Origin of the sequence: Clostridium sp. CS001 (assembly GCF_020443565.1) — a bacterium.
Classification (GTDB): domain Bacteria; phylum Bacillota; class Clostridia; order Clostridiales; family Clostridiaceae; genus Clostridium_AD.
Genome location: NZ_JAIZZN010000009.1, coordinates 13,293 through 38,657 on the forward strand (window position 1 = coordinate 13,293; position 25,365 = coordinate 38,657).

Genomic DNA, 25,365 nt, shown 5'->3' on the forward strand with positions numbered 1-25,365 from the left:
CAGTTTCCCCAAATATTTTCTCAATTTATATTCCTCTATATAAAAATCCTATACAATAACCTTTACATACCGATATTCTTTTAATTCTTTTCCAATAGTAATCTCTTTTACAGTACCATCATGAGTGAATCCTACTTTTTCGTAAAATCCTCGTGCATGTACATTTCCTTCAAGTACCCAAAGACTAACTTTTTTATATTTTCTGTTTGTTAATTCACTAATCCCCCAGTTTATTAATTCAAAACCTATGCCCTTATTAAAATACTCTGGCAACAAATATATACCCCATATTTCACCATAAGAATTATCTTTATCCTCATCTCTACACTTGCCAATACATATTAGTCCAACTGCCATACAACCTTTGAAAATTATAGCATCTTCTTCCCAACCCTCTGATAATGCTTTTTCAAAATATTTCTGTCTTTTTTCTGAAGATATATTATTTAATATCTCTTCAGGAACAATACCTTTATATGCTACTTTCCAGGATCTCGAGTGAATTTCTCCTAATATTGCAGCATCATCTACATTTGCATAACGAATTTTATACATACGCTAACTCCTTTCAGATACTTAAAAATAAATTATCCTCATTAAGAAAATAAGTCACAAATAAAAACTACACAAGTTATTATTGTTTATGACGCTTAATTAGAATAATGCGTCTTACTCAATCATATTCTTTAAATAATTTTTTTTAATTATTCGTTAATAACCAAACAAAACTAATGAATCTAAAATAATGTTTTTCAAATCAGTATATTTTTGTGGGAGATTTTCTTTTGCTCCGAGCATTTGCAATGGATTTACCAAGTCACGAAGTTTACTTAATCCATACCAGTCAGATGGCAAAGTTCTTTTAGCAAAACTGTTATATACGACCTCAAATATTTTAATTTGTGTTAGTTCAAAGCAATTAAAATACCGAAAAAATTGACCTATATCCGCCAAACTATGACCAAATCCTGAAAACTCCCAATCAACAATCCAAACTTTGTTATCTTTATCAACAATCATATTTGCTGGACGAAAATCTGAGTGAATAAAACTGATATACTTATCAATTACATTTAAATTACTTTGTTTATCCGATATAAGTTTCTTAACTCGTTCTTTAAGGTCATTCCCAATACGTTCAGTAACAATATCTTTTTCAAGAAACAAATCATACCATGTCAAAAAAGGAGGATAGTCATTATTAAATTCACCATTATTTACAACATCAAAGTTATGTATATATGCAGCACTTTCTGCCACTTGCATAATAATACCATCTTCAAGTTTACCTCTTTGTGTCAACATTTCTTGCATTGAATTTCCGTTTATATATTCATACATCAAACATATTCTTTGAGTTATGTTGTTTTCAGATATAAAAAATAATTTAGGGATTTTTAAGAACCCATAAAATAATTCATTAATGATTTTTTCTTTCTTATAACTTGAATCATTTAATGGACAAATCCTCAATAAAAAAAATCCTTTGTTTGTATGTATTTTATAATTGCTATTTCTACAACCAACATTTATTGTCATAAAGCCTAATATTTTAAAATGCTTATCATATTGCTTGAATATATCTGTTATTTCCTTAATCCCAATATTATAAAATGGTATTGAACGTTCCCATAAATCATCCATATTTCACCTCGATTTTCTATATTTAAGTTTAAAGATTTATCTTAACCAATAACTTGTGTTAAGGCGCCTTCAATTACCGTTTTGACGCAAGATATAAAAAATATGAATTATTAATAATATTAACCTCTCAGTTATTAATATTTCCATAGTTTCACCTTATAGAACCTTAATTTCTTTAATCTGATACCCTCCATTTCTTAAATCTAGTTTAAATAGTCCACCTGGTACAGATTTTACTATGTTGATATCTTCCCCACAGCAAGTTGTTTGATTATCTACTAATGTCTTTAACACCGCACCATGTGTTACAATTAGTATATTTACATCAGAATACATGCTATCGTAGTAATTTAAGGCTTGTATTACTCTTGAAAAAACATCCTTTTCTGACTCCATTTCAGGGACGTCTAAGTTTGGAAACTTAAATTTAATCTCCTCTACTAACAACCCTTCCGCTAAACCAAAAAATCTCTCGATAAATAATTCATCAATTACTATTTCTCCTTTGTAACCAATGCTCTTTGAAAAAATCACCGCACTCTCATTGGCACGAGATAGGGGGCTAGATACAATATAGTTAATATCGCCAATACTTCTTTTGAAGATAAAAGCAACTTGCTCAATCCTCTTTTTTCCTGTTTCATTTAGTGGAATATCTGTGTGCCCTTGACACCTATCAATAGTATTCCAATCTGTTTCTCCATGTCTTAGTAAAAAAATACTCACAAAACCATCTCCTATTTTTGATCTTGAAATAATATTTGGACAAACCACTATATTTTTTCCTTATATACATGTAATAACTCCTAATTACTTTTGAACATATTCGCTTTTTAACATTGAATATATTATTTGATCTAAATAACCTCTGTTAGACTTATAATTTTGCCTAAGTATTCCATCACGATGCATTCCAAGTCCTTCATAAAGCTTAATCCCTATAACATTATCGGGATATACATCCAACCAGAATCTATTCATCTTCATATCTTCAAAGGCATATTTTAATAATGCAGCCATGACTTCCTTGCCATATCCTATTCCTTTGTGAGAAATAGCAATTCTTCGAAGTTCAAAGATTTCAGATTTAAAATCTAGTCTAATTAATGCAAATCCAACTATTAAATTGTCTTCTTTTCGTCTAAATACAAAAATCAAATGATTTTTATCCTCAATTTCAGCTTTATGTTCCTCATATGTGCCAATCCATATGAAATCACGATTATCTTTATGCCTTTCCAAATTAATAATAGTTTCAATATCTGCTTCTGTTGCATCGATTATGTTAAGACGCTCAGTTTCTAGCATATACATATCCTCCTACTTTATTTGTATTTATATATTAGTTGAAATCTGCCTCTAACCTAAGTTAGCCATCTTATAATATAAATCCTTTATGTTATATTTTAACTCTGCATTTACATCAATTAATAAGTCTATATATTTACTTCCTATCTCATAAAAGCAAACTCTATCAAATGGTTTCTGCAATTTATTTGTATTTCTATTAATACCTAACCTATCTCTTATAAGATTTTCTATATATCTTGCAAATCCTTCCTTCCACTCTTGCCATACCATATATTCAAAATCAATTTTGTTTAAATATCCTCTTATTTCCTTATGATAATTTGAAACTCTATTATAGTCTCTTGTATTGAAATAATTATCTAATTCCATTGTTTTTTCAATGAAAATAGGATTTTCATAAGGGAATGAATAATTTATTTCCCACATGAAATTATTTTCTTTTCTTGACTTTCTCTCTATTTCTAAAGTTTCTCTAAGCTCACTCTCGCAGTTTTCACATTGAAAACAGTGTACAAATTCATGGAAAATAAACACATACCCCTCAAGGCTATCAAATACATCATCTGATACTATTGCAGATGACTTCATATTATAAAATTCAAGTTGGAATGCTGCTAAAACTCCTTTTGAGATTTGCATTGGCGTTGGGTACTCTAATTTAAATTCATATTTTTCACCAGTTACATCTAAATCAAAGACAAAGAAAGTATCATCTTCTACAATTGTTATTGGATAAAGTTTTGATAATGATCCATCTATGTCCTTTAATTGTTTGTGTAATTCATTAACTTTACTCAATGAAATTACTTGCTTTGCTAGGAACTTATTTTTTTCCTCATTATTCATTTATACCCCCCAGAATAATATATTATTTTTCTAAAAATCATTAACTTTACCTGCAAATAAAAAATTTCTTACTTAACCTTTTTCTTACAACTATACATATAACTTTAATATTTAAAAACCCTTAGTCTATAAGCATTGATTGCTGTTTCTGAAAGTTTATTCATTAATTTATAGTTAGCATATGCACCAACTACCATACCAATTCCAGGAACAAGTTGTAGCATCTTTGCTAAATCTATATAATCCCTGTATTCTCGTTCAAAAGTCTTCCAATCAAAAGAATTTACATCCTCAGGCAAATCTTTTACGTACTCATCCCAATTTAAAACTTGTTCATAAATTTCAACTTTTCTTTTATCACTTGAAAAAGCTAATTGAAAAACGTATAAAATATATAATCTCTCTTTGTAATTCTTCACATCAAAGCCATAGTAACTGGCTACTTCAAATAAAAATTTTATTTTCAAGCTTAGAAGAATAGGAAAGTCTGCAAGCCCCACTATAAGACCAGCTGCTCCAGTACCTGCACCACTAACAGTGGCAGTTTTTCTATAAAAGTCCGTTCTGTCCTTTACTAATATTTCACGTTGTTCTAGGCAGGTATTTGTAACAGGCGGTTTTGAAGTAAACTCCGAACCAATCAATACAACCTTCACCATATTCTTAATTGAATCACTAATAAGATTTTGAAATTTCTCTGGTAATAAATTATTCATCTTATTTTGTAGTCCCTTAGTGATATCATTTGAAAAAGAAGGCCTCTTTTTCATCTTTTTTTTCCATAGCATTAATTCCTTTAGTGCATTATCTTCATAATTACTCATATTTGTTTCCTTTCAAAATTACTATTACTATTAATGATTCTCTGAAGCTATAACTAACTGCTAGATTAATATAATACCCAAATTCAACTTTTTAATAGCCTTAGGCCAATGAACTCTTCCTTATCTCATTTAATTCATCTTCATTAAATATCCCTAACTTATATAAATATAAATATTCCTGTGACACTCCACTATTAAATAATAATAAATCATCTGTATTTATTGTAATAGGTATCCCTTTGTCAAATAACTTTTTAGCAGGATAATTTGCCATATCCTTAATCGCTCCTAATATATAGTTACTACTTGGACAAATGTTCAATCTAATATTTCTTTCTTTTATAAGATCCATTACATACTGGCTAGAAGCTGCCCCTATACCATGTTGAATCTCATCTACCTCCAGTATTTCTATAGCCCTTTTTACAACGAATTAGGTATTCATCCACTATACCTTTAGGGTAGTGGATGAATACCGTTCTATCCTTGATTTTGTATATATTTTTCAATTGTCTCCTTTGATACTTGACCTATACTACAAGCAAAATAACCATCTCCCCAAAATGTATTCTCGTACCAAAATTGCTTCTTTAAATAAATATGATTACTATTTTGTCTCCATATTCTATAAGTAGACATTTTTTTGAACAATCTCACTACATCTAATATTGATCTTGTTGGTGGATATTGAACCAAAATATGAATATGGTCTTTATCTACTTCCATCTCAATTATATTCAAATCTTTTTCTTCTGAAATATCATATAATATTTTCTTAATTTCATTGCCATATTTGATTAACAATTTCTTTCTGTATTTAACTGAAAATATTAAATGTGCCATTATTAAATGTTTTGAATGATTTTGACTTATATAATCCATTAGATCCACACTATTCCTTTGTTAAATTTGTAGGGTATTAATAAGTCTACTCTAGGCACTTTCTTTATTTCATTTAATCTTATATAAGCACCACCATTTTGTGTTCCTCTAACACTATACACCTTGCCTTCATATTTAACTAAATCATTAGGTTGATAGAAATATCTAACTTTTCTTATCCTTCTTTGTCCTTTTGATAATTTTTGTCCTCTGTATTGATGTAAATTTTCAGAGTTTAAATTCTTATTTCTTGTTCTTCTACCATTATTTAAATCTCCACCACTAACTTTTTCACCAGTTCTTATATCAATATATTTAGCGTCATAAAACATTTCTAAACTTCTATTATTTCTTCTTGATTGTTTAACCTCATGTATTTTTGTATTTCTAATTTGGCTCATTCCTTTAGCTATAGCAAATGCATCATTGTAATGAGTTTTTTCTATCTTATTTTCTATCCTATAATTTTTAGTTATATACCCATAAGTTGAATAAACATTGGAATGATTTTCTTTAAGTTGATTAATTAAATACCATCTAACCATACTCATAAATGTAGCATCTTTAAATCCTCTAACTTTCTTACCTTCCATACACCAATCATATAAGAATTTTCCTTTTTTATGATTTGGAGATGTGTGGCACTTATTGCATAGAGTTATTAAATTATTTTTATTATCCACACCACCTAAACTTTTATATTTAATGTGATGTATTTCTAGTATTTGTTCTTTGTCTTTATTCTTGCAGTTAGGATTTTGACATTTATGATTGTCTCTATGAAGAATATATTCTCTAAGATTCCAAAATCCCATCATATCACCTTGTTGATATTCAACTCCACTGATAGAGTCATTATTCATTTTTTGAATATCAAAATTAGCAACTTCAACAATACATTTTGTTATTGGTAAAACAGAGTATAAATAATCAATAAATTTAATGTGACTATCCAATTTATGTTGTAGTGAATGGGCTAACCAACCTTTGGGTTTTGACTTAGTTCTATTATTCCATCTAGGTTTTCTATATCTTAATCTTTGTCTTCTTATTTTTCTATACCTTGCTTTATCTAATAATCTTTCTTTCATACCTTGTAGTAGTTTTAATTCTCCTACAATTAATTCTTTATTGCTTGTTATAGCACTAAAACCAACATTATTATATCCTGAATCTATACCTAAAATGATTTCCTCCGTATATTCGGTTTCAGTTTTATAATTTAATTGAATAGTGAAAGGTTTCAATTCTTTAACGTTTGCTTTGTTTTCTCTTAATAATATTCTTGCTTTAGCATTTGATGTTGGCATTAATGGTTTCCCATCAATACTAATTACATATACCATTAATTACACATCCTTTCAGATAATTTAAACTCCTAATATATTGCTATATTAAGGTAAGCTCTCTTCGCCAATGTTATATAAGGTTTTGTATCTTTAATACACTTCTCCTACCCTCAGAGATGTTTAATATTAAAGCTTAGAGCCACAGACTAGAGAAGTATCCATGGGTAAATATATATTCTTATATAACGTAGTAAGTTAATACTTAGGCTATTCAACTTGGCTTGTGATATTTCTACTACAAGCCACTACGCCTTTAGGCTAGTGGTTGTTGACATTTTCAGCTCCTTGAAACTCTCCAGCATGAGCCTTAAGCTTAAGGCCTTTCTGTTTTGCGTATTTGTAATACTCTTTGAATCTTTCAAAGTTCTCCATGGCTTCATCCCCATATAAATCTATGGACTTAAATACTCCACTATCTATACAAGGTATTAACATTGTGTTTAAATCTTCGGTGGATATCCTTTTAGGTGGTTCATTAACCATTCCACCTGCCCATTTATTAAAAGTTGAAAATCTCATGCCGAGTCCGCAATGATTATGAGCCTCCACCTTAGGTGCTTTCCTTAATTTCAGTAGGTCTTCTTCCATTAATCCTTCTTTAAATAATGTATCTTCTATTTTATTCATACAATTATTCTCCTTAATTCATAGACATATTATCTTTCTCTATCTGGGTAACTTAATTAACTTTACTTAAAGGTGTCAATCCACTTTTATTAATGCATTCACTACCATATTTGCTACTAAGCCAATGAATTAAACTACGTGCAGAATGTTCTTTTGGCAAATCTGATCGCACCACGGCATAATATCTTGTTGCTAATGGATAACTACCGTCTGCTATGGTTTCCGGGGTTGCAACAATACCTTCATAACTAAGAATCTTTAATGCTTTATCAATACCTGTTACATTACCCATGTTTTGTAGATAATAATATAATGTATACCCCAGTCCAAAACAATCACTCTTAGAAACATTTTGATAAAATTCAGCCTGCTCTAAAAGTCCATCCATGGTAAGTTCAACAAAGTTATTCTTAATTTTTTCATTCATAGGTTTACCCATAAGCACTAAATTATCCATCTGTGATTGACTTCCACTGTCTGCATTTCTGCATAAAGGTATTAACTCTTTGTCAGGACCTCCAAGCTCTTTCCAATTATTTATACCATAATCAATATATATTTTTTCTACTTGCTGCTTACTAATATTTTGTGTGGAATTATCCTTAGCTGTTATAAATATAAGTGCTTCTATTGAAACTGGGTGAAATTCAAGCTCAACTCCAGCTTTATGTGCTTTATCAAGTACTTCTTGTGATGCATATGGTACAAATATCATATCTACTTGGTTTGAAATTAATTTTTCATATGAGGGCACAGTTTTCGATGCTTTCTGTGGCAAATCAGACTGCTCACACCCTACATATTTAAACACTTCCTTGTATATTTCCTGTACAAGTCTTAATGTTGATGTTGAACCATCAATACGGGGATAATTTTCTGGGGTAACATCTATGGATACTACAACATCAGATGCTTTAGTTGGTTTTTTTTCATTACCATCACTTTGATTCTCCTTAGTAGGTGTCTTTCCTAAACAGCTTGTAGCAATCATAAGTGTAAATATAGTCATAACAATTATTAAAATAGAGTTTTTCTTTCTCATTTTAATCCCCCTTAATAATTATAATAATATGTATGATGCAAAACAATAAATATAAATACTATTTTAGTATATTTTAACATAAGGATTTTTATATTAACAGTTATTCTCAGATAATGAAATTGTAATTAACTTATTAAATATTTATTTTATATTGAATATTTTCTTACATACTGACATATAATATTATTGATAGTTATTAACTAGAAGCTAGTTAGATGAGCTCATCTTTAATATAGATACAGCTAAAAGTTACTAACTACCATGTGTATTAAATGAACTGTTTTAAATCTAGTTTTTAGCTGTAACGATAATTTAACTCAGTTCATTTAATACTTTACTTTTATGCTTCTATAATTTAGATACCTCTATTTTATAATTGTCACCTAATTTTCCATAGATTAAAAATCTATGGTTTTTATTTTTATACTTAAAAAATAAAATTAAAAAAGATACTTTATTTATTAGTTCAATTATGATATTATGTACGTGAATTACTTAGTAAAGGAGGTTATTTATATGTCATACAAAATTCTTGATACATGTATAAACTGTGGAGCTTGTGAGCCTGAATGTCCAGTTAATGCTATAAGCCAAGGAGATTCTCAATTTATAATTGATGCTGATACTTGTATCGATTGTGGTGCTTGTGCAAGCGTTTGTCCTGTAGGCGCTCCAGTTGAAGCTTAATTAGAACATATTTTCTATAATTAGTGTACAAGCCACTGACTTTCGTCAGTGGCTTGTATATTTTTTACTCTGCTATGTCTGTGAATCCTTCTCCAAGGGTTTCATGTACGTTGTATGTTGTTACAAATGCTTTTTTATCAATTTCTTTTATATAATTTCTTAATTTTATGAACTGTTTTTTACCTAAAACCGTGGTTATAACCTCTTTATCCTCATTAGTATATGCGCCTTTAGCACTATATAATGTGGCACCTCGGTTTAGATCTTCAATAATATACTTCTTTATTTCTTCTCCTTTTGAGCTAACCACTTCAACTTTTTTAACCACATTCATTCCTGCAATAACTGCATCTATAATAAATCCATTCATAATAACTCCAATTAATGCATACATTCCAATCTTAGGCCCATATGCTACACCTGCCAAGATAGTTACAAAAAAGTCAGCTGCAAGTAAAGCTTTACCTATGTCTAAGTGAAAATATTTATTTAGAATTTTAGCTATTATATCAGTTCCTCCTGTGGATGCATTTTGATTAAACACCATACCAAGTCCAACTGCTGCAATCAGTATACCAAATATTAATTCTAGGAATAAATCATTTGTTATACTACTACTCATAGGCCAAATCTTCTCAAATACCCATACCATACCAGCTAATCCAAAACTAGAGTAAATAGTCTTAATTCCAAAACTTGATCCTATAAATATAAACCCTATGATAAACAAAATCACATTTAATACCAGCATTATAATACCAATAGTAAATGTAGGTATATAATGATTTATAATCATAGCAAGACCACTAACTCCACCCACTGCTAAGTTATTTGGTACTAAGAAAAAGTAAAATCCTGCTGCTACTAGTGCTAATCCAATAGTTATCATGATGTATTCTTTAATGATCTTTTTCATGTTTCTTTCCTCCTTATTTGCATTTTGTCCATAAGAGAATGAATTAAATCATCATCCGCCATGCTGCAATTGTTATTTTTCATTCAAAAAGGACCCTGCGCTTCGCAGAACCCTTTTTGACACTATCTTTAATTTTAAAACTCAGCAGATCCAGTTGTTCTTGGAAAAGGAATAACGTCTCTAATATTACTCATTCCTGTGATATACATTATAGCTCTTTCAAATCCTAATCCAAAACCAGCATGCTTAGTTCCGCCGTATTTTCTTAGCTCTAAATACCACCAGTAATCTTCTTTATTAAGACCACACTCTTCCATTCTAGCCTCTAATACGTCTATTCTTTCTTCTCTTTGACTTCCACCAATGATTTCTCCAACTCCAGGAACAAGTAAGTCCATAGCTGCAACTGTCTTATCGTCATCATTTACTCTCATATAGAAAGATTTTATTTCCTTTGGATAGTCTGTTACAAATAATGGTTTATTGAATACTTCTTCTGTTAAATATCTTTCATGCTCAGTTTGAAGATCACAACCCCAAGTTACTGGATATTGGAACTCTTTTCCTGATTTTTGTAGAATATCTACAGCCTCAGTGTAAGTCACTTGACCAAATTCTGCATTTACCACGCCAGTTAATCTTTCAATTAAACCCTTATCTACAAAACTATTGAAAAACTCCATTTCTTCTGGAGCATTTTCCATAACATATTTTATAATGTATTTCATCATATCTTCTGCGAGTTTCATATTATCTTTTAAATCTGCAAAAGATATTTCAGGCTCGATCATCCAGAACTCTGCCGCATGTCTTGCTGTGTTAGAGTTTTCTGCTCTAAAGGTTGGTCCAAAAGTATAAATATTTCTAAAAGCCAAAGCATAAGCCTCTCCAGCTAGCTGACCACTAACAGTTAAGCTAGTTTCTTTACCAAAGAAATCCTTTGAGAAATCAATTTTTTGGTTTTCATCCTTAGGGATATTGTTCAAATCAAGAGTTGATATTTTGAACATTTCACCTGCACCTTCACAATCACTTCCAGTAATTATTGGTGTATGTGTGTATACAAATCCTCTCTTTTGAAAAAACTCATGGATAGCAAAAGCAGTTAATGAACGCACTCTAAACACAGCAGAGAAAGCATTGCTTCTTGGTCTAAGATGAGCTATAGTTCTTAAAAATTCAAAAGAATGTCTTTTCTTTTGCAATGGATAGTCAACATGTGACATCCCCTCTAAAATTATTTTAGTTGCTTTAAGTTCAAATGGTTGCTTAGCACCTGGTGTTACAAGTAATTTACCTTCTATAGTCAAAGAAGAGCTTATAGGTAATTTAGCAATTTCCGCAAAGTTTTCTAAGTCTTCCTCAAAAACTACTTGAATATTTTTAAAGAAACTCCCATCATTAATTTCTATAAACCCAAAAGCTTTAGAAGATCTTAAAGTTCTTATCCATCCTGAGATAGATATTGTTTGATCTGAATATTTTTCTGTTTCTCTATAAATTTGTTTTACTAACAATTTTTCCATAAAATTGCCCTCCTTATAATTTAATAATTTTTGTAATAACAAAAAACCTTCCATCCCTTAATAAAATAAAGGGACGAAAGGTTAAAATTTCGCGGTACCACCCAATTTGTCATAATATATGACCAACTCTAATCAGTACAGAATTATAAATCCGATACTGCCCAAAATTTAACGGATTGGACCCGTCTAAGCCTACTACCTTACGGATTTCGGTTAGAAACTCTGAGACGTTCTTCAATATAAACTTCGTATTGGTCTTTCACCACCACCAACTCGCTAGGACTACTTTTTATATTTACTCTTCTCTTCACAGTCTTTAAATTTAAAACTAAAATAATTAGCAGATTAGCCGATTATTTTTATATTCTACTTACAATTATAGTATTCATATTAATAATTGTCAAACACTTTTTAATTTCTTTCACCTTCATATTTTATATTTCTTATCTTTCCCTTAAGTTTTAGTTTAATTACCAAGAAATATACTTTCTATATAATATATCTTGTGCTATATTAAAAACATTATTATGTGTTTATTAATTGTAGATAATAGTAGATATGTAGTTTCAAAAATGATAAATGTATCATTTTTTATGCTACTTTAGAAAGGAAGTGTTTAAAATTAGGAAGACTATATTAATTACTGGCGCAAATGGCTTTTTTGCTTCTCGATTTATTGATTCTTATAAATCAAAATATAACATTATAAGTTTTGGCCATAACGATTTAGATATAACAAATGAGAATAAAACCATTGAAATTGTTGAAAAGTATAATCCTGATTACTTAATTCATGCAGCCGCAATTTCAGATACAGGTATATGTGAAACAAACCCATATTTATCTTTTGATGTTAATGTTCGTGGTTCTATAAATATAGCCAAAGCATGTTCAATTTCAAATTCAAAACTTATTTATCTTAGTTCTGATCAAGTATATAACGGAAATACTGAAATTGGCCCTTATAATGAAAATTGCATTGCTACTTCTAACACTGTATATAGTAACCATAAGCTCGAAGCTGAAAATAAGATAACAGAAATACTTAATAATGCCTGTATTTTAAGACTTACTTGGCTTTTTACTCTTCCCGAGAAAAGCAAAAAAACAAATGCAAATATTATTTGTAATGTATTATCAGCAGCTCTTAAAAATGAAATATTAAAGCTTCCATCACATGAATACAGAGGAATAACCTATGTTTATGATTTGATAGATAATTTTGATAAAATTCTTAATCTTCCAAGCGGTATATATAACACAGGAAGTGAAAATGATTTAAGCACTTATGACATAGGCACGATAGTACTTAATAAAATGGGTCTTAGTCATAGGATTAATGAAGTTTTACTGGAAGATACAGAAAGGTATAATCTAAAAAGTAGAGATTTAAGAATATGTAATGATAAACTTAAACAACATGGTATATTTTTTTCTAAAACCGAAGAAGCCATAGCTCGTTGTATAAAAGACTTTTTATTTATATCATAATTCTTAAATACGATACACATGAAGCTCATGATAATTTCACTGAAATCCAAAAGCTATTAAATCATCACCTGAGGTGCTGAAATTTTATATAAAAAATACCTATAATATAAACACTTTAACATGTTTATACTATAGGTATATATACTCAAAATAATTAATATTCTTCTATTTCTTCTTCATCCACATCTTCATCTATATTCCCGATAACTGCATCTTTCTTTGATACATTTCCAGTAATTTTGTTTTCAATGACAATGTTAGATTTTACACATCCATCTTCCTCGCTAATGAAAGCTTTTGCTGTGATATTACCTTCCTTTAAAGTGACTCCCTTTGTGAGTTTTTCTGGGTGCTCAAATGTAACGGGTTTGTCGTTTAATTTATCATTCATGGTATAATCACTTCCTTTCTAAAGATAGTCTGTGCAGATCCATTTCAAAATATGCTTTGAAAATCTTTCCTAATTAATTATTCTGTAAATCCTTCTCCGAATACTTCTCTTACATCAGTTATGGTAATAAATGAATTACTATCTATGTCTTTAACTATTTTTTGAAGAGATACTATTTGATTTTTACCAACAACAACAAATAGAACTTGTTTTTCGCCCTTTGTATACATTCCTGTTCCATTTATTCCTGTAACACCTCTTTTTAGGTCCTTCATTAATGCTTCTGCTATTTGCTTAGAGTGATCTGAGATAATAAATACTCCTTTTGAGAAATTTATTCCTTCAAGTATACTATCTATAACCTTAGTAACTATATATATGGCTATTAGGGCATACATTGCTTTTTCAATTCCAAATACAAATGCACCTATTAGTATTATTGTTGAATCCATTGCTAATATGATTTTCGCTATTGGTATATTTTTCAAATAAACTTTTATAATATTTGCAGCTAAATCAGTACCTCCAGTGCTAGCAGATGCCCTTAGTACAAATCCTAATCCTGTCCCAACTAATACCCCACCAAATATACTTGCTAACAAAAAATCTACTTCTGGGGATGGTATATAGCTTGTATAAAACAATGCAAAAGATAAATAAGCCGACGCAAAGAGCGATTTACCTACGAACTCTTTTCCTTTAAGCTTTGCAGCAATTGCAAGTAGTGGTATGTTTACTACAATATTAGTAAACCACAAAGGTATACCTTTCCCATATTGCTTTTCTGTAACATACTCTATAACAATAGCAAGGCCTGATAACCCACCAGTTACTAATTTGATTTTTGCGAAAAACATATTTATTCCTGCTGCTAATATTGTAGTTCCAATAATAATAAAAATATAATTCAAAATGTTTTCTTTTCTGGTTTCTTTTCTCATTTGTTGCATCCTACTTTCTATTTTCTATTTTGCCCTCAATTAAACTACCACAATTATAATGCTATGTAAACATAAAAGTAATTTTATTAATTAATTTTACTTCTGTTGCAAATATCTTTATAAAAAATCACCCAAGAAAAAGCACCGCAATCAATATTAATTAGGGGGACTAAAAATATTGATTGTGATGCTTTTTTATTGGGTTTATATAAATGATTGACATAAACCATTATGTTTATTCCTATTTATTAAAAATATTTTTAATATATTATTTCTTGCCCTGGATAATTTATTTCAACTGCCTTTATGTTGATCTTTTCCATTCTACTTTTAAACTCTTTAGTAATATAAGTAGCATCTCCAAAATGCATAGGTATAATCATTTTAGGATGAATTTCTCTGGCAAAATACTCTCCGCCTATATAATAAGATTCTTCTAGCCTTGGATCTACAGGAAAAAACGCTATATCAATAATTTTTTCTTCTTTTAGCCTTTCTATCTGAGCCTTAAATGCTTCCTGCGCAACTAATTGTTCCTCTAGACTATCTTCCTTCCAATGCCACCAATTAAGATCCCCAGCATGAAAAATAGTTAATCCATCTACTTTCACTAAGAAAGATATTCCAATATCAGTTGAGCCATAAGCTTTTACATGGACATCCTTATATGATTTTTCCTCGCCTTCTTCTATAAAACTATAATTACATTTATCTTTATCTGCTTCTATGTCACTACTAAGTATGTATTGTACATCACTGTTATAATTCTCCCAATTAAAAATATTAGGATTAAAGTGATCTCCATGGCTATGTGTTGAAAACACAATAATATTTTTCATATCTTTGATATTTTCAGGCGATAATACACTTTCCCGCTGTTTACTTTCATGGCTTACATTTGTTTTGTTATTTTGTATAGGTTCCTTATAGTAGTCAAATATTAAAAAATGATTTTTAGTCTTAATTGCAAATCCACTATGGTATATATAATATATTTTAGCTTGTATTTCATTCATAACTATCACCCCTTCATATTGATCTCATATTAAAATAATACCATATATTCAGACTAAAATATCAAGATAATTATATTAAAAATATCCTCAACCCTTGAAAAAATAAATGGTGGAAATCAATATAAGGTATCAGAATGAACTCCAGTAAGTGTATAATTATGATATAGTATATGTAATATATCAAATTATTTGGAGGTGTTTATATTAAATGAAATTTTCTTTCGATCATAATAATATAAATGTATTGGATTTAGAAAAAAGCATTAAGTTTTATAAGGATGCTCTAGGCTTTGTAGAAGCAAGAAGAAAATATGCTTCAGACGATAGTTTCATCCTTGTATTTTTAGGTGATGAGACTACTAATCATAAGTTAGAACTCACTTGGATGAGGGATAGAACTAATGCCTATGATTTAGGCGAAAATGAATTTCACCTTGCTGTAGTTGCTGATAATTTTGACGAGGCATACAAACATCATAAAGAGATGAACTGCATATGCTATGAAAATAAGCCAATGGGAATATATTTCATAATGGACCCTGATGGATACTGGATAGAGATTATTCCAAAAAGATAATTAAATTCACCTCATGTTTTGAAAATACGAGATAAATTCTAAGAACTTCAGAAGGTTGTTCTCCTTCTGAAGTCCTTAATCTTGTATTAGTATAGGTGATGGTTTACCGTTCTTCTTTTTATACTTTTTCAAATCCAAAACTTGTTTTTATTTTCTTTTCTATAATTTCATATAAATTATCAATCTTATTTCTTAATTTTAAATTATAAATATAACTTGTTGCAAAAACAATTACATATGCTCCTATAACATCCATAGGATAATGATGTCCCACGTACACCCTTGAAAAGCCTACAATAATTGATAATATAGTTAATATTATACTAAATAGATTATTATATTTTTTAATCCCTAATGCAATACTCATTGTTCCTGTAGCGTGGTCACTTGGCAGAGATGCATCTGTTACATGTGGAAATAATAAATTCACTTTATTATGAATAAAGGGTCTATCCACATAATATATCCCTCCAATGATAAAGCTTAGAATTAAATTAATTACTGTAATGACAAAAGTATTAACAGCAACTTTTCTATAATCAGAATTCTTTTTTACAATTCCCATAATAAATAATATTACAATAACAGCCATAAATAGATAGGGTACATATTTTGAAAAGAAAACCATCATCCAATCTAAAGCTATATTCTTATTTGCTAAATTATTTATTAATCTAAAAAGTTCCATATTCATTTCCTTTTTCCCCTCTCGTTATATCATCATGTCTCTATTATCTATTGATAAGATTAAAATTAGATTAAAACGCAAAAAAAAGATTTACTACTTTAGTAAACCCTTTTCTAATAATCCAAATTAGAATACATGAAAAAACACTATAAAACCGTACTAATGTTGTCTCTCTATTTTAATCTTAGGTTTATCTTCCACAATATCAACCACTGCGCTACCACCCCTAGACAGTTCCCCAAACAATACTTCATCTACAAAGTAAGTCTTTATGTCCTGTTGAACTACCCTATTGATTTCTCTAGCACCGTAAGTTTCTGAAAAACCTTTCTTACTTAACCATTCATATAACTTGTCTGTAACCTTTAATCTTATATTTTTAGACAGAAGTTTTTCTTCAAACTGTTTCATTGCCTTCTTTGCTATTTGCAGAGCCATGGCTTCATCCATTTTATTAAATACAACTATATTGTCCAATCTATTTCTAAATTCTGGTGAGAATACTCGTTCAACTTCTTTGATAATTGCAGCTCCTGAACCTACTCTGTCTCCAAACCCAATTACATTCTTGCTAGCCTCACGCGCTCCTGCGTTAGAAGTCATTATTAAAATCACATTTCTAAAGTCTGCTTTTTTACCAGTATTACCTGTAAGTGTTGCATAGTCCATAACCTGCAATAACACATTTAGTATATCAGGATGAGCTTTTTCAATTTCATCTAGAAGTAGCACACAATGAGGATTCTTTTTCATGGCATCAATTAATAGCCCACCCTCTTCATAGCCTACATATCCTGGTGGAGATCCAATAAGTCTAGCCACAGTATGTTTTTCTTGGTATTCACTCATATCAAACCTAACAATTGGAATAGACAATACTTTTGATAACTGCTTACTCACCTCCGTCTTTCCAACTCCCGTAGGTCCAACAAAAAGGAGGGAGGCTATTGGTTTTTCTTCTTCATTAAAACCTGCTCTTGATCTCTTTATAGATTTTACTAAAGTCTCTATGGCCTCACTTTGCCCAAAAACCTTTTTCTTTAAATTAAGATCTAGATTTTTTAGCGTATCTACTTCATTTATTGATACATTTTGCTCTGGAATTTTTGCAATTTCTGCAACTATCTTACCCACTGCATCTACAGTAATGGTAATACTCTCCTCATCTTCCTTAGCATAGAGCCTTGCATACGCCCCTGCTTCATCCATAATATCTATAGCTTTATCCGGAAGGAATCTATCTTTAATATATTTACTTGATAGTTCCGCTGCTGACCTTAAAGCCTCTTCTTTATATGTAACCTTATGGTAATCTTCATATTTATCTTTTAGTCCCATTAGAATATCAAAAGTATCCTCAATTGAAGGCTCTGGCACTTCAATCTTTTGAAATCTTCTTGCTAGTGCACTATCTTTTTCAAAATGTTTTTTATATTCATCATAAGTAGTTGAGCCAATAAACCTTATCTTCCCATCTGCAAGAAAAGGTTTTAAAATATTAGAAGCATCCATAGACCCTCCCGAAACCGCACCTGCTCCAACTATTGTATGTATTTCATCAATGTACACTATAGCCTTTTCTTCTTTACTTATTTCTCTTAATACTTTTTTAATGCGGTCTTCAAAATCCCCTCTATACTTTGTACCTGCGAGAAGAGAACCCATATCCAAATAGTATATCTTACTTCCTTGCAATAACTTTGGCACTCTATTTTCTACTATTAATTGTGCAATACCTTCTGTGATGGCAGTTTTCCCTACCCCTGGTTCCCCGACATGTACCGGATTATTTTTAAGTCTTCTGCATAACACTTGCAGAGTCCTTTGCAAAACATCCTTCCTTCCAATAAGCGGATCCATTTCTCCTCTGCTAGCTTTCCCCGTTAACTCCACAGTAAAGTTACTTAAAAAGTTTTCTTCACCCTTAGGATTGTATACCTCATCTTCAAAGTCATATTCCATACCATCTTCTTCATCTTGATCATCATCCTGAAAGTAAAATTCTTCATCTTCCTCATTACTTGTAGTACCAAGAAATTCAAAAGTATCTACCACAGATATGCCATGAGCTATATAGTTAAGAAGATCTCTCCTCTTTATTTGCTGTTTTCGTAAAAAATAAGAAGCAAAGCTTTCTTCATCATCATACATTGCTACAATAACGTCACCAATTTTAACTAAATCTTTTCCTGACAACATAACGTGATCTGCAGCTGTTGATAATATTGTTTGAATTCCAACGGTTTGAATTGGCTCTGTATCTTCCACAATGTCTATATTTTCTTTTAAAAATTTAATTATCTGTTTTTTAAGTCTATTAACGTTACCACCACTGCTTTCTATTATGTCAATTCCTTCTTCAAAAAATAAAGAAGCATATAGAATGTGTTCTGGGGTAAAGTATTCATGATTGGACATTTGAGCTTCATTATAAGCTGCAGTAATAATCTCATTTAATATATTATCTAATTGCATAACTACTCCTCTTCTAATGTTAATTTTAATGGAAATCCACTTTCTTCGCACATCTCCATTGTTTGATCAACTTTTGTTACAGCTAGGTCGTAGCTGTATATTCCTGCAATTCCACTACCTTTTTTATGGACATCAAACATAACCTTTGTGGCTTCCACAACCTGTTTTTTAAAAACTCCAACCAAAACCTGCACAACAAATTCCATACTTGTATAGTCATCATTATGAATAATGACTTTATACTTGTTTGGCATCTTCATTTTAATTTCTGTCTTTTCTTTAATACTAATTTCCTCGCTAAAGGCATTTTGATTAGACATAACTCCCAACCTCTCTGTCTTAATTAAAGTTTATCTTTAGGTATATAAAAAAATAACTAGTCACTGTACTAGCTTATTTTATTTGCTATATCTTACTTTAAGACTATTATATCCTACTTATTTATATATTACTGCATTTTGTTATATTATTTCAACTTAAAAAGGGAATATAAGATTTATTCTTATGTTTCCCTTTATTTCATATTAACATTTACTTCTCATCTTTTTTTGAAATTTCCACATTTTGATTTTGTAACAACTTTATTGTTAGTAATAGTACCACTTTTTCAGCAATATGATGAAATCCCTGCTGTAATGTTATTTTACATTCTTCGTCTATTGGGTTTTCAAGAATGCTAGACTCTATAATTTCGGCACTAATTAATTCACAAAATACCTTTTCATTAAAAACTTCAAGGATTTTAAAACTTTGTTCCCTCATATCCCTACCCGTTATTTCTCCTCCACAATCATCGTAAACTTTAATACTAGTTTCTAATATTTTCATTTTATCTTGGTTGGTGCTATGCCTAAACTGGGGGTAAGTTTTAAACATAGCTACAGTTGTACACTTAAACGGAACTTTAACTGTAACATATTTAACCTCTCCATACAGACCACCTTCATGATTATGGACCTTTGTGGTGTATTCTATGTCACTTTTGATAAATCCATCTAGAAATATCATGCCAGTATTTGAATTATAATCCTCCGAACTTTGAATAAGTTGGCACTGGCTTAAATATACGTTTTTTTTTATATTTTTGATTTCTAAAATAGCATCTTCCAACTTAAGAGATGACTCCACAGCAATTTCCACTGTGCATTCTATTAATACCACTGGCACCTTTGCTATTACAGGACCTACAGTTACTTCAGAGTTATAAGGAACATTGTGGCATGTGGGTAAGGTTTCAGAAATCACCTCTGTTTTACAATTAATAATTGTATACTCATCAACTTGTTCTTTATAGATTTCTTTAGGTAAATCTTCTTTAGTATTGTTATAACTTTCTTCTAGATAGCCTTCATATTCAACATTATCATAGCCTTCTTTTAGGTAGTCTCCCTCAGAATTATCATAGCTTTCATTTACGAAATCTCCCTCTTGTATATTTCCAATACTTTCCTCTGAATAGTCTTCCTCTTCAGTACTATCATAATTTTCTTTTGTACAGTCTTCTTTAAAATCATCTTGACTTTCCTTTGGAAAATCTCCCTCTTTGATATTTTCACCATCTTCCTTTAGATAGTCCTCATCTTCAATGTTATCATAATTTTCTTTTGAGCAGTCCCCTTTTATAATATTATTATCCATTTTTTTTAGAGAATCTTCTTCATTTAAATCTTCAAAATCGTCATGTTGCTTATTTTTTAGCTCATGATTCTTACATAAATTATAGTTTTCCTCTTCTATATTAACTTCCAAATCGCTCCCCATATTAACTTCTAAAGGATTATCATTGATAGAATATTCATTTTCTCGCTTTGGGTTACCTTTTAAGCTATCCTGTTTGAATAAATTAGTTTCTTTAGGTTTTCGTTTCCTTTCTAAGAAGAAATTATTATTGAAATCCCCACTATAGGCTTTTAAAAAATTAACAAGCCAGTTTTTCAAGTAAATATTCCTATTTCTGTTTTTCTCAAGCTCAATTTCATTATGATCCTTTTCAAGGTGTTTCTCCACGTGTTTTCTCTTATGTAGATTATAATCATCATGGTTTTTATGATGATTATCACTGTGTGTTTTCTTTTGATGATTATCCTCTCTATGGTTTTTATGATGCTTTTTATGATGTTCCTTTTTATGCATCTTTTTATTTTGGACATCCTCATGTTCTTTATTATAATTTTCTTTCATTGTATCTTCTAGCTTAACACAATCTATATTATTGAATCCCCCATCATCTTCTTTTTTATTGCCATTCTTATCATATACCCTTGGATGGTGTCTACTACACATAATTTCTCCCCCTATTAAAATTGTTATAGATTGAGGTTCCTAAAGATCATTGTCACCTTGTCCCCATAATTCAATATTTATCTAGTTCTAAAATAGGCCCAAACCCACTGTTAGTAAGCTTTGGACCTATAGAATATCTATTAGTTAATTAAATTGCTCCAAGCTTTACCTGTTGTTTTTGTAATACTTTTAATGTTAAGTTTACTATCACTTTTTCAGTAAGTTGTGAAAAAGTTTGCTCTGTAGCTTCTTGGCAACAGGAATTTGGATTTGTGTGAATATCAACCTCAGTAATATCTGCTCTGACAAGTTCAACATAAGGTTTTTCATTAAAGAATTCTGTAAAAAAGAAGCTTTGATCACAAGAATTACGTCCAATTACTGGATCTGTACATTCATCGCAACCTTCAAGTTTATCTGTAAAGAACTCTAACTCACTTGGAGTAGTATTCTCGTTAAAAATAGGGGTCCTAAGGAAAGTAACCCTAGTAGAAAAATTAAAAGGAACTTGAACCGTACAGTGTCTTATATCTCCACATACATTTCCACTTTTACCTGACGAACAAGTTTCAGTTGCATATTCAATATTCTTTCTAATAAAACCTGAAATGAATAATACTCCAGTACAGTCATGATTACCTTGAGAAAATGGAATAATACGAGATTGAGTTAAAAACACATTCTTCTTAATACGTTTAATCTCTATGGCATTTTTGTCTAATGTTATAGTAGCTTCCACGGGAATTGTTATATTTGTTTCTGCTATGACAACTGGAATTTTCACTACTACAGGTCCTGGAGTAATAACAGTAGGGGTAACATTAACTTGTTCAGTTATTGATTCAGCTTGAGTTTTAACGGTTGCACAATGCTTATCTTCTTTGCATCCACCTACAGTGCTAGGGACATTATCAATGTACATTTCAATTTCTTGACTTGAGTTATGATCAGTGTTCATAATAATAGTATCCTCCTTTTTATCTAACCTAATATAATCAGTGGATTGTGTAAATATCCTATTAAATCTATTACATTCAGTCATTTACTATTGAAAACTTGTGAAATTATTATATGGAATGTAAAATTTAGCGTGGTATTTATACTATATAATATTAAAATTTATGTTTTTGTGTTACTGAAAAAGGGTAATAATTAAAGAGGGGATAACTTAAAGCTATCCCCTTATTTATAGTATAAAACTTAATCTTCAATTAAATTTTCACTTGCAACTATTCTGTGAAATGATGCTGAAGATGGCTTATATTGCGGTAACTCTCACTTGTTGATTTTGTAACACTTTTAGAGTTAAATTTACTATTATTTTTTCAGTAAGTTTTGTGAATTTTTGTTCTGTTGGGTTTAGGCAGTTTGAAGATGGATTTGTGTGAATATCAATTTCAGTAATATCTGCTCTTACTAATTCAACAAAAGGTTTTTCATTGAAAATTTCTGTGAAAAAGAAACTTTGATCACAAGGATTACGTCCAATAACTGGATCTGCACAAGTGTCACAGCCCTGAAGTTTATCTGTAAAGAATTCTAGTTCACTTGGAGTAGTATTTTCTTCAAAAACAGGTCCTCTAAGGAAATTAACTCTAGTTGTAAAATTAAAAGGAACTTCAACTGTACAGTGCCTTATATCTCCACATACGTTTGCACTTATACCTACTGGACAACTTTGGGTTGCATATTCAATATTCTTTCTAATAAAACCTGCTATGAATAATATCCCAGTGTTTCCACGGCCGTCTTGAGAAAATGGAATAAGACGAGATTGAGTTAAATATACATTTTTCTTGATACGTTTAATCTCCATAGCTACTTGGTCTAATGTGATAGTAGCTTCAACAGGGATTGTTATATTTGTCTCTGCTATAACAACTGGAACCTTAACTACTACAGCTCCAGCAGGAATAACAGCAGGTGCTACATCAAGCTGTTCAGTTATTGATTGAATTTGGGTAGCAACATTTGCACAACCTTGAGCTTCTATAGCACAAGCTGCAGTGAAAGCATTATTATCTTGATTTGATTTATAATTAATATTCATTATAATATTATCCTCCTTCTATTTAAGGGAATTGACATAAGGAAATTTTGCATACAAAGATTCTAACAAGCCTATAGTATTCTGCCTTTTATTAACTATTGAAGATACATTTACTTACAAGGCAAAATATAATATTTAAAATGTAATCTTTGTAGTATATAATATTACAGTGTATGATTTTCTGTTACATAAGAATAAATCACAAAATAAAAATATATTAATAGATTGCGCAAATGATGTTTTTAAAAAAGTTATGTATTTGTGTTTAAATAAAAATAATGTGGCAAAAATATTAAATGTTAAGTGAACTTTATTTCACTCTCCTAATAAATAAACTTCGCTTTTCAATTCACTCAATTATGCTAAACCATATTCTCTAAAAGCTCTTTAAAACAGTAAAAACCCCAGGGCAACTTGGGGTTTTTACTGTTTTATAATACTATCAAATTACTTCCTTAATGTGTATCTATTAGGCATTTAAAACTTGCACGAAAAGATAAGATGCTTTAGATAACCAGAAGTGCAACCCCAGCTATGGTTATAGCTGCTCCTAGTATCTCTTTTGCAGTTACCTTTTCTTTAAATACAATTATAGAAATTGGAATGATTAAAATACGTGAAATTGAAGAAATCGTTGAGGATACTCCCGTAGAAATATATTGGACAGATAATAAGGATAAAGATACCCCTATAAATGGTCCCAAAAATGCCCCTACTGTAATGTATTTAATAGCTTTAAAATCTTTTAATGCTAGAGCTAAATTGCTCCAATTTTTCCTTAAAGTAATTATTATTATAAAACCAACTGTAGCTGCTATAATTCGAATTTGAGTGGCCGCGAAGGCATTATAATCCCCCATTCCTAGCTTACTAAAAACCGTACCTACAGATTGTCCTATAGCACCTATAAATGCATAAGTGATTCCCTTTATAGGATGAGATAACTTAACCTTTTTCTCCTTGGATCCTTTTACCAATATAACCAGACTGATACCACCCATAGTTACAAACATACCTAGTAAATCTAAAGCAGTAAGTTTTTCACCCAAAACAAAGAATCCAACTAATGCCGTTATAGGCGGAACCACAGCCATTATTAATAGGGCTATTCGTGAACCTATTAGTACATAGGCTTCAAATAAAAATAAGTCTCCTAAAACAAATCCTATAACTCCAGAAATACTTAACCACATCCATGTGGAGCCTGATGCGTCTAGTGGTAAAAACATACCTCTCGTAAAGAAGGTGAATATCCCTATTAGTAAAAATGCTATAATAAGTCTTATAAAATTTACTGATAGTGATCCTACTCTTTTCCCAGCTGCTTCAAATGCAATAGGGGTTAGTGTCCAACAGATAGCGGTAATTAGTGCCGCTACTTGTCCTATATTTAAGTCAATCATATATAGCCTCCCAAGCCGTTATTTTAGTCTAAGCATTAGAATTATTCTTATACCTCCATATGTATTGTTTATAACTTTATTTGCTATAAAATATGTTAAATTCATGAGCTATAATTTAAGAATATCATATTTTATTTTAAACTTCACTATATTTCTTTCGATATACGAAATATATTTTCTTAGTACTAAAAGCGAGCACCGCTCTACCTCTGTCATAAAGTTTTTGAGGTCTTAAAATATAGGTTTTTCATTTTTTTATTTACTTACATAAATTTATATGGTATATTATTAATTAATAATGATTATCATTTATTTTTATGTATACAAAGTTATGATTTTGATTAAGATAGTTATTATACCAAAAGTAATTTATGAATAAAAAAACCTTATTTCATA

25 protein-coding genes, 1 pseudogene and 1 other annotated feature are annotated in these 25,365 nt (G+C 30.2%); of the genes and pseudogenes, 3 read left to right on the top strand and 23 right to left on the bottom strand.

Annotated elements, in window-relative coordinates; genetic code table 11:
* Nucleotides 1-48: 48 nt before the first annotated feature.
* The 11 genes and pseudogenes from LGK97_RS08010 to LGK97_RS08060 form a co-directional block, all read right to left on the bottom strand.
* On the bottom strand, nucleotides 49-555 hold the full coding sequence (locus LGK97_RS08010) for a GNAT family N-acetyltransferase (protein WP_226259236.1): 507 nt from the start codon (nucleotides 553-555) through the stop codon (nucleotides 49-51).
* A 156-nt stretch (nucleotides 556-711) separates the two neighbouring features.
* Nucleotides 712-1,644 (bottom strand): aminoglycoside phosphotransferase family protein, encoded by a 933-nt coding sequence (locus LGK97_RS08015; RefSeq protein WP_226259237.1) that lies wholly within the window; start codon nucleotides 1,642-1,644, stop codon nucleotides 712-714.
* Between the two features lie 156 nt (nucleotides 1,645-1,800).
* On the bottom strand, nucleotides 1,801-2,370 hold the full coding sequence (locus tag LGK97_RS08020) for a histidine phosphatase family protein (RefSeq protein ID WP_226259238.1): 570 nt from the start codon (nucleotides 2,368-2,370) through the stop codon (nucleotides 1,801-1,803).
* Nucleotides 2,371-2,454: 84 nt separating this feature from the next.
* Nucleotides 2,455-2,952 (bottom strand): GNAT family N-acetyltransferase, encoded by a 498-nt coding sequence (locus LGK97_RS08025; RefSeq protein WP_226259239.1) that lies wholly within the window; start codon nucleotides 2,950-2,952, stop codon nucleotides 2,455-2,457.
* Nucleotides 2,953-3,003: 51 nt separating this feature from the next.
* The gene (locus tag LGK97_RS08030; RefSeq protein ID WP_226259240.1) at nucleotides 3,004-3,801 is read right to left on the bottom strand and encodes a hypothetical protein; all 798 of its coding nucleotides are present in this window, start codon (nucleotides 3,799-3,801) and stop codon (nucleotides 3,004-3,006) included.
* A 104-nt stretch (nucleotides 3,802-3,905) separates the two neighbouring features.
* A complete protein-coding gene (locus LGK97_RS08035) occupies nucleotides 3,906-4,625 on the bottom strand; it encodes an EcsC family protein (protein WP_226259241.1) in 720 nt (239 codons plus the stop codon).
* A gap of 100 nt (nucleotides 4,626-4,725) precedes the next feature.
* Nucleotides 4,726-5,043: pseudogene (locus LGK97_RS08040) on the bottom strand (adenosine deaminase); the annotation flags it as partial.
* Between the two features lie 62 nt (nucleotides 5,044-5,105).
* Entirely contained in the window at nucleotides 5,106-5,507 is a 402-nt protein-coding gene (gene tnpA / locus LGK97_RS08045) for an IS200/IS605 family transposase (RefSeq protein ID WP_226259242.1), read from the bottom strand.
* Complete coding sequence (gene iscB / locus LGK97_RS08050; RefSeq protein ID WP_226259243.1) at nucleotides 5,507-6,853, bottom strand: RNA-guided endonuclease IscB; 1,347 nt, start codon at nucleotides 6,851-6,853, stop codon at nucleotides 5,507-5,509. Before iscB ends, tnpA begins: the two co-directional genes overlap by 1 nt.
* Before the next feature lie 261 nt (nucleotides 6,854-7,114).
* On the bottom strand, nucleotides 7,115-7,483 hold the full coding sequence (locus LGK97_RS08055) for a hypothetical protein (RefSeq protein ID WP_226259244.1): 369 nt from the start codon (nucleotides 7,481-7,483) through the stop codon (nucleotides 7,115-7,117).
* Between the two features lie 52 nt (nucleotides 7,484-7,535).
* The gene (locus LGK97_RS08060; RefSeq protein WP_226259245.1) at nucleotides 7,536-8,525 is read right to left on the bottom strand and encodes a PstS family phosphate ABC transporter substrate-binding protein; all 990 of its coding nucleotides are present in this window, start codon (nucleotides 8,523-8,525) and stop codon (nucleotides 7,536-7,538) included.
* A 516-nt stretch (nucleotides 8,526-9,041) separates the two neighbouring features.
* On the opposite strand from LGK97_RS08060, the gene LGK97_RS08065 reads away from it, so the two are divergent.
* Nucleotides 9,042-9,212 (top strand): 4Fe-4S binding protein, encoded by a 171-nt coding sequence (locus tag LGK97_RS08065; protein ID WP_226259246.1) that lies wholly within the window; start codon nucleotides 9,042-9,044, stop codon nucleotides 9,210-9,212.
* 64 nt (nucleotides 9,213-9,276) lie between these two features.
* Here LGK97_RS08065 and LGK97_RS08070 read toward each other — a convergent pair whose 3' ends face one another.
* Together LGK97_RS08070 and asnS are read right to left on the bottom strand one after the other, a co-directional pair.
* A complete protein-coding gene (locus LGK97_RS08070; RefSeq protein WP_226259247.1) occupies nucleotides 9,277-10,128 on the bottom strand; it encodes a YitT family protein in 852 nt (283 codons plus the stop codon).
* A 134-nt stretch (nucleotides 10,129-10,262) separates the two neighbouring features.
* Nucleotides 10,263-11,654 (bottom strand): asparagine--tRNA ligase, encoded by a 1,392-nt coding sequence (asnS, locus tag LGK97_RS08075; RefSeq protein ID WP_226259248.1) that lies wholly within the window; start codon nucleotides 11,652-11,654, stop codon nucleotides 10,263-10,265.
* A gap of 66 nt (nucleotides 11,655-11,720) precedes the next feature.
* Nucleotides 11,721-11,974: a binding site (T-box leader), on the bottom strand.
* A gap of 292 nt (nucleotides 11,975-12,266) precedes the next feature.
* Between asnS and LGK97_RS08080 the strand changes: the two genes are divergently transcribed.
* On the top strand, nucleotides 12,267-13,145 hold the full coding sequence (locus LGK97_RS08080) for an SDR family oxidoreductase (protein ID WP_226259249.1): 879 nt from the start codon (nucleotides 12,267-12,269) through the stop codon (nucleotides 13,143-13,145).
* Between the two features lie 154 nt (nucleotides 13,146-13,299).
* Here the strand turns inward: LGK97_RS08080 and LGK97_RS08085 are convergent, their stop codons facing one another.
* The 3 genes from LGK97_RS08085 to LGK97_RS08095 form a co-directional block, all read right to left on the bottom strand.
* Entirely contained in the window at nucleotides 13,300-13,536 is a 237-nt protein-coding gene (locus LGK97_RS08085; RefSeq protein WP_226259250.1) for a hypothetical protein, read from the bottom strand.
* A 77-nt stretch (nucleotides 13,537-13,613) separates the two neighbouring features.
* Complete coding sequence (locus LGK97_RS08090; protein ID WP_226259251.1) at nucleotides 13,614-14,477, bottom strand: YitT family protein; 864 nt, start codon at nucleotides 14,475-14,477, stop codon at nucleotides 13,614-13,616.
* 260 nt (nucleotides 14,478-14,737) lie between these two features.
* Nucleotides 14,738-15,493, bottom strand: coding sequence for an MBL fold metallo-hydrolase (locus LGK97_RS08095; RefSeq protein ID WP_226259252.1), 756 nt, complete (start codon nucleotides 15,491-15,493; stop codon nucleotides 14,738-14,740).
* A 208-nt stretch (nucleotides 15,494-15,701) separates the two neighbouring features.
* Here LGK97_RS08095 and LGK97_RS08100 point away from each other — a divergent pair, with 208 nt between their 5' ends.
* Entirely contained in the window at nucleotides 15,702-16,070 is a 369-nt protein-coding gene (locus LGK97_RS08100) for a VOC family protein (protein ID WP_226259253.1), read from the top strand.
* 118 nt (nucleotides 16,071-16,188) lie between these two features.
* Here LGK97_RS08100 and LGK97_RS08105 read toward each other — a convergent pair whose 3' ends face one another.
* From LGK97_RS08105 to LGK97_RS08135, 7 genes are all read right to left on the bottom strand, one after another.
* Nucleotides 16,189-16,764: a phosphatase PAP2 family protein gene (locus LGK97_RS08105; RefSeq protein ID WP_226259254.1), complete on the bottom strand. Its 576-nt coding sequence runs from the start codon at nucleotides 16,762-16,764 to the stop codon at nucleotides 16,189-16,191.
* A 153-nt stretch (nucleotides 16,765-16,917) separates the two neighbouring features.
* Nucleotides 16,918-19,233 carry an ATP-dependent Clp protease ATP-binding subunit ClpA gene (gene clpA / locus LGK97_RS08110; RefSeq protein ID WP_226259255.1) on the bottom strand — a complete coding sequence of 772 codons (2,316 nt, stop codon included), beginning with the start codon at nucleotides 19,231-19,233 and terminating at the stop codon, nucleotides 16,918-16,920.
* Nucleotides 19,234-19,235: 2 nt separating this feature from the next.
* Complete coding sequence (locus LGK97_RS08115; protein WP_226259256.1) at nucleotides 19,236-19,553, bottom strand: ATP-dependent Clp protease adaptor ClpS; 318 nt, start codon at nucleotides 19,551-19,553, stop codon at nucleotides 19,236-19,238.
* A 211-nt stretch (nucleotides 19,554-19,764) separates the two neighbouring features.
* The gene (locus tag LGK97_RS08120) at nucleotides 19,765-21,516 is read right to left on the bottom strand and encodes a CsxC family protein (RefSeq protein ID WP_226259257.1); all 1,752 of its coding nucleotides are present in this window, start codon (nucleotides 21,514-21,516) and stop codon (nucleotides 19,765-19,767) included.
* Nucleotides 21,517-21,664: 148 nt separating this feature from the next.
* Nucleotides 21,665-22,474, bottom strand: coding sequence for a CsxC family protein (locus LGK97_RS08125; RefSeq protein ID WP_413228425.1), 810 nt, complete (start codon nucleotides 22,472-22,474; stop codon nucleotides 21,665-21,667).
* Between the two features lie 300 nt (nucleotides 22,475-22,774).
* Nucleotides 22,775-23,566 carry a CsxC family protein gene (locus tag LGK97_RS08130; RefSeq protein ID WP_226259258.1) on the bottom strand — a complete coding sequence of 264 codons (792 nt, stop codon included), beginning with the start codon at nucleotides 23,564-23,566 and terminating at the stop codon, nucleotides 22,775-22,777.
* Between the two features lie 506 nt (nucleotides 23,567-24,072).
* A complete protein-coding gene (locus LGK97_RS08135) occupies nucleotides 24,073-24,969 on the bottom strand; it encodes a DMT family transporter (RefSeq protein WP_226259259.1) in 897 nt (298 codons plus the stop codon).
* Nucleotides 24,970-25,365 lie beyond the last annotated feature (396 nt).

Excerpts from the sequence above, each read along its gene's own strand:
- LGK97_RS08035 (WP_226259241.1), bottom strand. The coding sequence starts at position 4,625 with ATGAGTAATTATGAAGATAATGCACTAAAGGAATTAATGCTATGGAAA.
- clpA (WP_226259255.1), bottom strand. The coding sequence starts at position 19,233 with ATGCAATTAGATAATATATTAAATGAGATTATTACTGCAGCTTATAAT.
- LGK97_RS08065 (WP_226259246.1), top strand. The coding sequence starts at position 9,042 with ATGTCATACAAAATTCTTGATACATGTATAAACTGTGGAGCTTGTGAG.
- LGK97_RS08070 (WP_226259247.1), bottom strand. The coding sequence starts at position 10,128 with ATGAAAAAGATCATTAAAGAATACATCATGATAACTATTGGATTAGCA.
- tnpA (WP_226259242.1), bottom strand. The coding sequence starts at position 5,507 with ATGGATTATATAAGTCAAAATCATTCAAAACATTTAATAATGGCACAT.
- LGK97_RS08120 (WP_226259257.1), bottom strand. The coding sequence starts at position 21,516 with ATGTGTAGTAGACACCATCCAAGGGTATATGATAAGAATGGCAATAAA.
- LGK97_RS08010 (WP_226259236.1), bottom strand. The coding sequence starts at position 555 with ATGTATAAAATTCGTTATGCAAATGTAGATGATGCTGCAATATTAGGA.
- LGK97_RS08125 (WP_413228425.1), bottom strand. The coding sequence starts at position 22,474 with ATGAACACTGATCATAACTCAAGTCAAGAAATTGAAATGTACATTGAT.
- LGK97_RS08030 (WP_226259240.1), bottom strand. The coding sequence starts at position 3,801 with ATGAATAATGAGGAAAAAAATAAGTTCCTAGCAAAGCAAGTAATTTCA.
- LGK97_RS08095 (WP_226259252.1), bottom strand. The coding sequence starts at position 15,493 with ATGAATGAAATACAAGCTAAAATATATTATATATACCATAGTGGATTT.
- LGK97_RS08115 (WP_226259256.1), bottom strand. The coding sequence starts at position 19,553 with ATGTCTAATCAAAATGCCTTTAGCGAGGAAATTAGTATTAAAGAAAAG.
- LGK97_RS08060 (WP_226259245.1), bottom strand. The coding sequence starts at position 8,525 with ATGAGAAAGAAAAACTCTATTTTAATAATTGTTATGACTATATTTACA.
- LGK97_RS08015 (WP_226259237.1), bottom strand. The coding sequence starts at position 1,644 with ATGGATGATTTATGGGAACGTTCAATACCATTTTATAATATTGGGATT.
- LGK97_RS08100 (WP_226259253.1), top strand. The coding sequence starts at position 15,702 with ATGAAATTTTCTTTCGATCATAATAATATAAATGTATTGGATTTAGAA.
- iscB (WP_226259243.1), bottom strand. The coding sequence starts at position 6,853 with ATGGTATATGTAATTAGTATTGATGGGAAACCATTAATGCCAACATCA.
- asnS (WP_226259248.1), bottom strand. The coding sequence starts at position 11,654 with ATGGAAAAATTGTTAGTAAAACAAATTTATAGAGAAACAGAAAAATAT.
- LGK97_RS08085 (WP_226259250.1), bottom strand. The coding sequence starts at position 13,536 with ATGAATGATAAATTAAACGACAAACCCGTTACATTTGAGCACCCAGAA.
- LGK97_RS08090 (WP_226259251.1), bottom strand. The coding sequence starts at position 14,477 with ATGAGAAAAGAAACCAGAAAAGAAAACATTTTGAATTATATTTTTATT.
- LGK97_RS08105 (WP_226259254.1), bottom strand. The coding sequence starts at position 16,764 with ATGAATATGGAACTTTTTAGATTAATAAATAATTTAGCAAATAAGAAT.
- LGK97_RS08025 (WP_226259239.1), bottom strand. The coding sequence starts at position 2,952 with ATGCTAGAAACTGAGCGTCTTAACATAATCGATGCAACAGAAGCAGAT.
- LGK97_RS08130 (WP_226259258.1), bottom strand. The coding sequence starts at position 23,566 with ATGAATATTAATTATAAATCAAATCAAGATAATAATGCTTTCACTGCA.
- LGK97_RS08135 (WP_226259259.1), bottom strand. The coding sequence starts at position 24,969 with ATGATTGACTTAAATATAGGACAAGTAGCGGCACTAATTACCGCTATC.
- LGK97_RS08055 (WP_226259244.1), bottom strand. The coding sequence starts at position 7,483 with ATGAATAAAATAGAAGATACATTATTTAAAGAAGGATTAATGGAAGAA.